Origin of the sequence: Streptomyces sp. NPDC021080, assembly GCF_044333225.1 — a bacterium.
Taxonomy (GTDB): domain Bacteria; phylum Actinomycetota; class Actinomycetes; order Streptomycetales; family Streptomycetaceae; genus Streptomyces.
Map to the genome: position 1 here is coordinate 1 of NZ_JBIRQM010000049.1, position 8,133 is coordinate 8,133.

The 8,133-nt window shown below is 68.3% G+C and carries 3 protein-coding genes; all 3 read left to right on the forward strand.

Annotation, left to right across the window (positions count from 1 at the left end; translation table 11 throughout):
• Positions 1-2,411: NAD-glutamate dehydrogenase domain-containing protein (locus tag ACH4S8_RS44910; RefSeq protein ID WP_398405120.1), on the forward strand; the 2,411-nt coding region annotated here is incomplete at its 5' end.
• A 16-nt stretch (positions 2,412-2,427) separates the two neighbouring features.
• Positions 2,428-3,816, forward strand: a complete 1,389-nt coding sequence (locus tag ACH4S8_RS44915; RefSeq protein ID WP_398405122.1) for a hypothetical protein — start codon at positions 2,428-2,430, stop codon at positions 3,814-3,816.
• Complete coding sequence (locus ACH4S8_RS44920) at positions 3,813-8,021, forward strand: hypothetical protein (RefSeq protein WP_398405124.1); 4,209 nt, start codon at positions 3,813-3,815, stop codon at positions 8,019-8,021. Before ACH4S8_RS44915 ends, ACH4S8_RS44920 begins: the two co-directional genes overlap by 4 nt.
• The last annotated feature ends 112 nt before the right edge of the window (positions 8,022-8,133 follow it).

Here is an 8,133-nt window from a genome sequence, read left to right on the forward strand (position 1 = left end):
CGCCCCGTGTCGAGGGTGTGCACCTGCGCTTCGGCAAGGTCGCGCGCGGTGGTCTGCGCTGGTCCGACCGGCGTGAGGACTTCCGCACGGAGATCATGGAGCTCCCGGCGACGCAGATGTTCTGCAACGGCGGCGTGGTGACGAGCTCTTCCGTGGCAGGCTTCGTCCCCAAGCAGCTGCCCGACCCGTCCGTGGACGGCAACGCGTGGATGGCCGAGGGCATCCGCAGCTACCGCACCTTCATCTCCGCGCTGCTCGACATCACCGACAACATGGTCGCCGGCGAGGTCGTCCCGCCCGCCGACGTCGTCCGGCACGACGAGGACGACACCTACCTCGCCGTCGCCGCCGACAAGGGCACAGCAACGTTCTCGGACATCGCCAACGAGGTCGCCCAGTCCTACGACTTCTGGCTCGGCGACGCCTTCGCCTCCGGCGGCTCCGCCGGGTACGACCACAAGAAGATGGGCATCACCGCCCGCGGCGCCTGGGAAGCCGTGGCTCAGCGCCTGGGTGAAGTCGGCCGGTGGGCGCGGAGCGGCGGCTTCACCGCAGTCGGGGCCGGCCAGCCCGCAGGTGACCTCCTCGCGGACTTCTTCCGCAGAGCGGAAGGCATCCGGCTGGTGGCCGCCTTCGACGATCGTCATATCCTTCTGGATCCGGATCCGGACCAGGCCTCGGCCCATGCGGAGCGTCTGCGCATGCTCGAGGAGGGACACGACAGCTGGGCTGCCTACACACCCTCGGCGATATCTCCAGGCGGAGGTGTCCACTCGATGCAGGTCCGCCGGATCGCCGTCACTCCCCAGGTGCGGCTTGCCCTGGGCCTCCCAGCATCGATACGTGAACTCAGCCCTGCCGACATGGTGAAAGCCATCATCGCGGCACCTGTTGACGTCCTTGCACTCGGTGGCAAAACCGTGAGAGTCAAGTCCGTAAACGAAGGGCCACCAAGCGCCGTCGGCGAGCGGGGTCCTGTCTGGATCGGCAGCGAAACGCTCCGTGCGACCTGCCTGGTCGAGCTACGGACAGACGCTCTCACCCAGGCCGCCCGATGTGACTACGCGATGCGTGGCGGCCTGGTCGCGTACGACATGGTCGATCTCGCTGCCGCGCGGTTCGTCGAGGACCGCAGGACCAACCTCAGCACCGGCGCCCATCTTGTCAGTTCCCCCCGCTCGGACTGGAGTGCAGGTGACACGGTTGCCGCGAACATCCTGGCTCGTATCGGCGACGACGCGGTTGCCCGCTGCAGAGAGCTGCACGTACTGATCGCGCTCGACGCACTAACCAGTCATGCCGGGATAAACGAGCACCTACGGGCTTTCCCCGGTCGGCCCCGGAAGGAGGCGACAGAGGAATGGGGGCAAGCCCGGGTTTCCCCTGAACAGCGAGCGGCGGCCGGCCTCGGTCTGACCCGGCCGGAAATCGCCGTGTTTCTTCTCGACTCTCATGCCGCACTCAGAGACGAAGCCCTCAAGCCCGGTTTGCTCCCCCCGGACTGGACGGAAGAGCTACTGCATCACTACTTCTCCGCCCTCCCCTCGCAAATGGCGACAGAGACCGCGGAGCGCCATCCGTTGCGGGCCCTCATCGCTGCGTCCGAGGCGGCATGGGAGCTCCTCATCGCCCTCGGCCCGTCCCGGCCGTTCAGCCTCGCTCGATTCGGCGAGGGCGGACTCGCCTCCCTCATCCGGGCCTTCGTCGCCTGCCGCGGCGCATGGCAGGCGTGCGCCGCGATCGCGGAGACCACCGACATGCACCACCCCGCCGCCATGGCATCGGGGCTCGGTCGCCGGGAAGCTCTCAGCAGTTCTCTACTGTGGCTGCTCGCGAGCTCTGGTGACGTACCTCTCGCACCACCCCGCCTGCCGGAACTCTCATTGCCGACACCTGAAATGATGGACCGCGACGTGGTGCTCCCCCGGGTCGACGACCTCCTCGAGATGGGTGTCCCCACGCATCTGGCCACGCGCACCGGCATGCTGTCTCTCCTCGGACCCCAGCTCGACGGGGTCGCCGCGGCGGTCGTTTCCGGTGAGGAGACAGCGGACGCGGCAGTCCGCCTGACCGCACTCGCCCTGCACTACGACGTCGCTGGTGCGACGTCGACAGCGCTTGCCGCCATCCGTGGCGGAGCCGGTGACTCAGCGCATCATGTCTCGATGCTCAGTCAGGTGCGCGCCTGCCTCAACGCGCTGGCGGCCGTCAACGGGCCCAGGCCACCGGACACGGACCTGATCGAGGCGGTCGACGCTCTGATCCGGCTGCCCGTGCCGCGGACGGATGTCCCCGTCGCCCACACCCTGCACCACCTGCATCGGGATCTGAGGCAAACACTGACGCGTGCAGCCGACCCCGCCCTCGCGGGCCGCGCGACATCCCCTTCGCCCCGAGGGCCCCGAGGCTGACTGAAGGAGCCGTCCGATGACCCCGACCAGCCGTGTGACGACGCGTCCGCCAGGCTCACACGACGCCGTCATCGTCATACCGGGAATCATGGGCAGCGAACTCGTGGACGTGACCACCGGCAACACCCTCTGGGGTCTCGCGGATGCGAGCTGGTACGTGTCCGCCTGGACGACAGGGCAGGGGCTCCGGAACCTGCAGGTAACCAACCCGGATCCGGAGAAGGAGCGTCGCCGGGTGCGCGCCACACGGCTCCTGCGCTTTCCGGCCTTCATGCCCGTGCTCACGGGCATGGAGCCCTACACCCGCCTCATGGAACGGATCGCCCAGGTGGTGCGGCATCCGGAAGCGCTTCGTCCCTTTCCCTACGACTGGCGCCTTCCTGTCGCCCACAACGCCGCCTTGCTGGCCAGGGCGATCGAAACACACCTCAAAGCCTGGCGATGGCGTGCCGAATCGCGCGGGCCGGGCGGCAGCCAGGCCCGCGTCGTCCTCGTCGCCCACTCGATGGGCGGACTTCTGGTGCAGGAACTGGCCCGGATTCCCGGCGCCTTGGACGAGGTGCGGGCCGTCATCACCCTTGGCACACCCTTTCTCGGCTCGCTGGACGCGGTACGGATGCTCTCCGAAGGCGCCGGAAGTCCCTTCCCTCTGCCCCGAAGACGACTGCAGGCCCTCGCCCGGACCCTGCCGTCGGTCTACGAGCTGCTGCCGGCCTACCGCTGTGTGCAGGACAACGGGGTGCTGCGCCACCTCGCCGCGGGCGACCTCGCTGTCGAGGGCGACAGCATCCCGTCCGACCGCGCCACGGTACGAACGCTCCCACTGCCGGGCCACCGGTGCCTGGTGGGACTCGGGCAGCCGACCTTTCAGAGCATGACCCTGCACTCGGGGGACGTCGAAGTCCATCACGGCATCCCGGACGAACACGCCACCGCAGGCGCAGAGCTGCTGGACCACTCTGGTGACGGGACGGTGTACCGGTACTCGGCCGAGCTGCGGCAGGCCGAACGGACCTATGTGCACCAGTCCCACGGAGCACTGGCCCGGTGCAAGGAGGCGATGGACCATGTCTGTGCGGTGATCTCGGAAGACGAGCAAGGAGCGCCGCTCGGCGGAGGCGAACTGGGCCTTGAAGTACCGGATGTCGTGAACGCGGGTGAGCCCTTCACCTTCGCTGTCACCGGCTCCCAGAGCGCCGGAGCGAGCTGTTACGTCGTCGACCTGAGCACCGGCGGTGTCCAGGAGTCACCCGTCCTCCGGTACGGCGATGCGACGCATGGCGGGAGACGAGCCGGAGAGCTGCTCCTCACCGAGCCGAGCTTGTACCGGGTGGCCGCCGCCGGCGGCAGCGGCTCCCCCGTGACCAGGCTGCTGCTGGCTGCCGGGCGAGGAGACAAGCCATGAAAACGCCGCAATCGACAGAGTTCGACGTCGTGTCCGTCGTTCTCACGTACTACGACAACCTCCCCGACCTGGACGGGGATTCATCGCCGGAACCAGGCGCCGCCGAGCTGGAGGCGCAGGCCGTGGGTGCCGCTCTGGCGGAGTACGGCGGTACCGCCGTACCGTGGCCGGTGCCGCCGGAGGAGCGCAACGCGAGCCTGGTGACGCGGCGTCTGCAGCAGTGGGCAACCCCTGACCACCCGCGTAACACGGTGCTGCACTGGGTCGGGCACGGCTGGTCCAACGATCTGCGCGCTTCCATGGCGTTGCCCGAGAGCGACGCGGCCGTGGACGGCAGTGGCCTGACCCCGGAAGTACTCGCATCATTCATCCGCAGACGTGAACGCAGCCCGAACGCGGGAGATTCATGGGCGATGATCTTGATCGACGGGTGCAGGTCCGCGCGCTTCGTCGAGTTCGTGCACGCCTGTCTCCTACGGGACGATCCACATGCCATCGAACGGGTACTGCTCCTCGGCGCCTCACGTGAGGGTGAGACCCGCCTGGGTGTCTTCTCTCAAGCGCTCGATCTCGCTCTCGGTTCCTTCCGCGGCAGCAACCAGGTGCGCACCTGGGACCTGGCCGACCAGTTACGGCACCGTCTGCCGAATCCTTACGTGTTCCATTCCTCCACGAACGGGCTGCTGATCCGGCGTACTCCCGTCGTCACGGGCGCCAACGCGCCGTTGGACATCTACGAAGACCTCACCGGTTTCATCCGATCGCTGTCGGCCGACGAGCGCCTGCACCTCATTCCGCAGGCGAGCGGAGCTGAACACGGCGACGCGGCTTGGTACTTCGTGGGCAGGCAGGTGGAGAAGCGCCGCATCGCCGCGTGGCTGAAGACAGAGACGTCAGGGATGCTGGTGGTCACCGGCGAGGGCGGGCAAGGCAAGTCGGCGCTGCTCGGCAACATCGCCGCCCTGTCACGGCCGCGGCTGCGGCAGCTCCTGGTCCGCGGCAGGTACATCGCGGAGCCCGCCCCCGACGAGACACCTCCAGACCATGCCTTTCAGGGGATCGTGCACGCCACCGGCATGGACCGTCGGGGCATTCTGGAAAGCATCGCCAGAGCCGTCGGCTATCCCGCCGAAACGCTCGCGGCCCTGGGGACGGGCTCGCTGACGGATTCGCTCGCCGCCTCGCTGGCGGACCGGAGCAGACCCTTCACCTTTCTGGTGGACGCCCTGGACGAGGCGGCCCGTCCGGACGCCGTGGCCGACGTGCTGCGCTGGTTGTCGGAGCTTCCGCGATGTGCCGTGGTGGTGGGCACCCGGCCGGACCAACGCCGGCACTCTCGAGACGCCGACTCCGGCGGTCTGCTGGAGGCGCTGGCTCCGAACGGACTGCCGGACGAACGGCTGATCGTGATCGACCGTGACCCTGAGGCCATACGCGAGTACGTACGGCTCCGTCTGCGGAAAGCACGCGCACTCGAGCTCCCCGAGCCAGCGATCCATCAGGCAGCCGACGCGATCGCGGCACAAGAGCCGGCCTTCCTCGCGGCCCGGCTCGCCGTTCACGAACTCGTCTCAAGGACCGAAGGGCACAGTGCCGACATCCTGCCCCGGGTCCTCACAGAAGTGGCCGCCACCGGACTGCAGGACGATGCCCTGTTCACCGCGGCCGTGCGGCGCGTGATGAACACCTCGCACACCGCTCTGCCGCTCCTTCTCGCCCTGACTCTCAGCCAGGGGCGCGGCATGCCGCGATCAGGAGACGTATGGGCTTCCGCGGCAAGCGGAATATCGGGCGACACGGATGTGACCGAGCATGACATCGACACCCTGCTCCGTGTCGCAGCCCCGTACGTCCTGATCGATGAGGAGGACGAACAAGCCGTCTACCGGCTCTCCCATGAGGTCTTCCGCAGTCTGATGATCGCTCGGTTCCTGGACGATACCGACGCCGCGGTGTCCGCCCATCACACCGACGTGGCCCGGGGCCTGGCCGCAGCCGCACGACAGAGGATGACCGATCCCGAGCGCCGCCCCGCAGACCGGCTGCCCCCACCCTATGTCCGCAAATACCTGGCCGCCCACGCCACGCATGGCAGGGTGCTGGAAGACATCCTTCTGCGCGATCCCGACCTCGTGCTGGCTCTGGACCACGCCTCGCTCGCCGAGTACACAACCAGCCTGCGCCCGGAGTCGGCTCAAGCCGTCGTCCTGGCGCTGGAAGCCCGGAGCACGCCCGTCCCGCATGGTGGAGAGTCGCCGCATCGCCCTGGACTCGCGACCATGCGGCTCTGGGCACGACGCACCGGTGCACACCGTCTGGCAGAAGCATGTACGGCTGCTCTGCCGGAGTCCGGCTGGGCCCTGGAACGCGCTCTGTGGAGCGGCATACGCTCACGTGAACTGCGGGGGCACACCGCCGGCGTGCACACTGTCGGCACAGGCGCCCTGGGCGGTCGCCCTGTCGTCGTTTCCGCGGCCGAGGACAACACCGTGCGGGTGTGGAGCGGCGACGGCGTCGCCGTATTCAGCGCCCAACGGCCGACGTCCGTCGCCGTGACCTCTACCGAAGGGGAAGAAACGGTCACCGCATTGTGCGACGGGACTCTGCGCAGCTGGAACAGAGCCGGTGATCAGCGAGTCACCGCAGTTGCAGATCCCGAACGCGTCACAGCCTTCACCGTGGCGCCGGGCGACGGGGACCTGCTGTACGCCACTGCGGCAGCCCTGCAGATCCGGCGGACCCACGCGCCAGGGCGAGTCGGCTGGCATCACGACACCGTACTGGCACTCTCGTCGGCCAAAGTGCCCAACTCGGGGATGGTGCTCTCCGGTTCCGCCGACCACAGCGCACGGCTGTGGGACCTGGCGCAAGGCCGCCTGCGGACTCTGCTCACGGGTCATTCAGCGGGCGTCCTGGCCGTCGCTCTGGACATCGCCGCAGGGTGCACCCTGGCCGCCACGGCAGGGGCGGACCTCAAGGTGATCGTCTGGGACACCGACACCGGCGAGGCGCGGCACACCCACACCCTGCCGAACGGCCCGGCACGGTCCCTGGCCTTCGGACGGATCGGGGACCGGGAGGTACTGATCGCGGGATGTGAGGACAACCGCGTGCGCATCTGGGATGCCACCGATGGTGCCCCCCTAGCGGTCCTGTGCGGACACACAAAACCGGTGAGTGCCGTGGCAGTCAGCGCCATAGCCGGTGGAATCCAGTGTGTCAGCGGGAGCGCCGATAGCACCATCCGTCTCTGGGACCTCTACTCCGTGCGTCCGGAGCACAGATCCGGGCTTTCCGGTTCCGTCCGAGCCCTGTGCTGGACAACAGATCCTGCCGGGAACCCGTTGTTGCTCGCGGCCGACAGCGAAGCGGAACTGTGGGCCTGCGAGCCCGGAACTGAGGCAGCGCCCCTCCTGGCCGGACGCCACCATTGCGGAGTACGAGCCGCATGGTCGTACGGCCCCCCGGGTTCCGCGGACATCCTGGTTCACGGGGAAGACGATGAACTGTGGACGTGGAACATCCTTACGAACAAACGCTCACACATACCTGAGTCAGGCCAGGCCCGGCTCGCCGCAGCAACCGTCGGAGGCCCTGACAGCGGCACTTTGGTGACAGCGGACACCGAGGGCTGGGTCTCCCTCCGTGACCTCCTCACCGAGGAGAACCTCGATCAGCATCATATGCCGGTCCCATCCCGCCTCGTCGCCTACCAGGCTGAGCGCGTCATCGCCCACCACGACGACGATTCGCTTACCGGTTGGCGGCCTGGGGTGGCTGAGCCGGAGTGGACAGTGGCCCTGCCCGGACGGCGCCCCCGGTGCATGACGGTCGGCGACTGGGGCGAGCGGTCGCTAGTGGCACTGGGGCACGACGACGGCGAGGTCCAGCTGTTCGACGTCAAGGACGGCTCGCTCGTGGACCGGCGCATGCTGCATGACAGTCCGGTGACGGCGCTGGCCACCATCGACGGGGGCGGGGAACCAGCCGTCGCGGCCGGCGCCGAGGACGGACGGGTCTCCCTGTGGTGTCCAAGCGGTCGGAGGACGGTTCTCACGGGCCACGCGGAACCTGTGTACAGCATCGCTTCCGGCCCGGACCGGCACCTGGCGACGGGAGGCGCTTCCGGATCCATCGCCTTGTGGCGCCACACGGTCTCAGACGCCCTTATCCCTTCGCCCCCACCGACCGACACCCCGGCATAGCGCTGGCCACTTCCGCCCTAAAGGGTGTTGCACAAGGCTCTGAGCTGGGCATCTTCTTTGTATGGCTGGGGTGTTAAGGGCTGAGCGGATGTGGGTGGAGACGTTCACGGGG

Bases quoted from the DNA above. Each gene is read 5' to 3' on its own strand.
- ACH4S8_RS44915 (WP_398405122.1), top strand. From the start codon at position 2,428: ATGACCCCGACCAGCCGTGTGACGACGCGTCCGCCAGGCTCACACGAC.
- ACH4S8_RS44920 (WP_398405124.1), top strand. From the start codon at position 3,813: ATGAAAACGCCGCAATCGACAGAGTTCGACGTCGTGTCCGTCGTTCTC.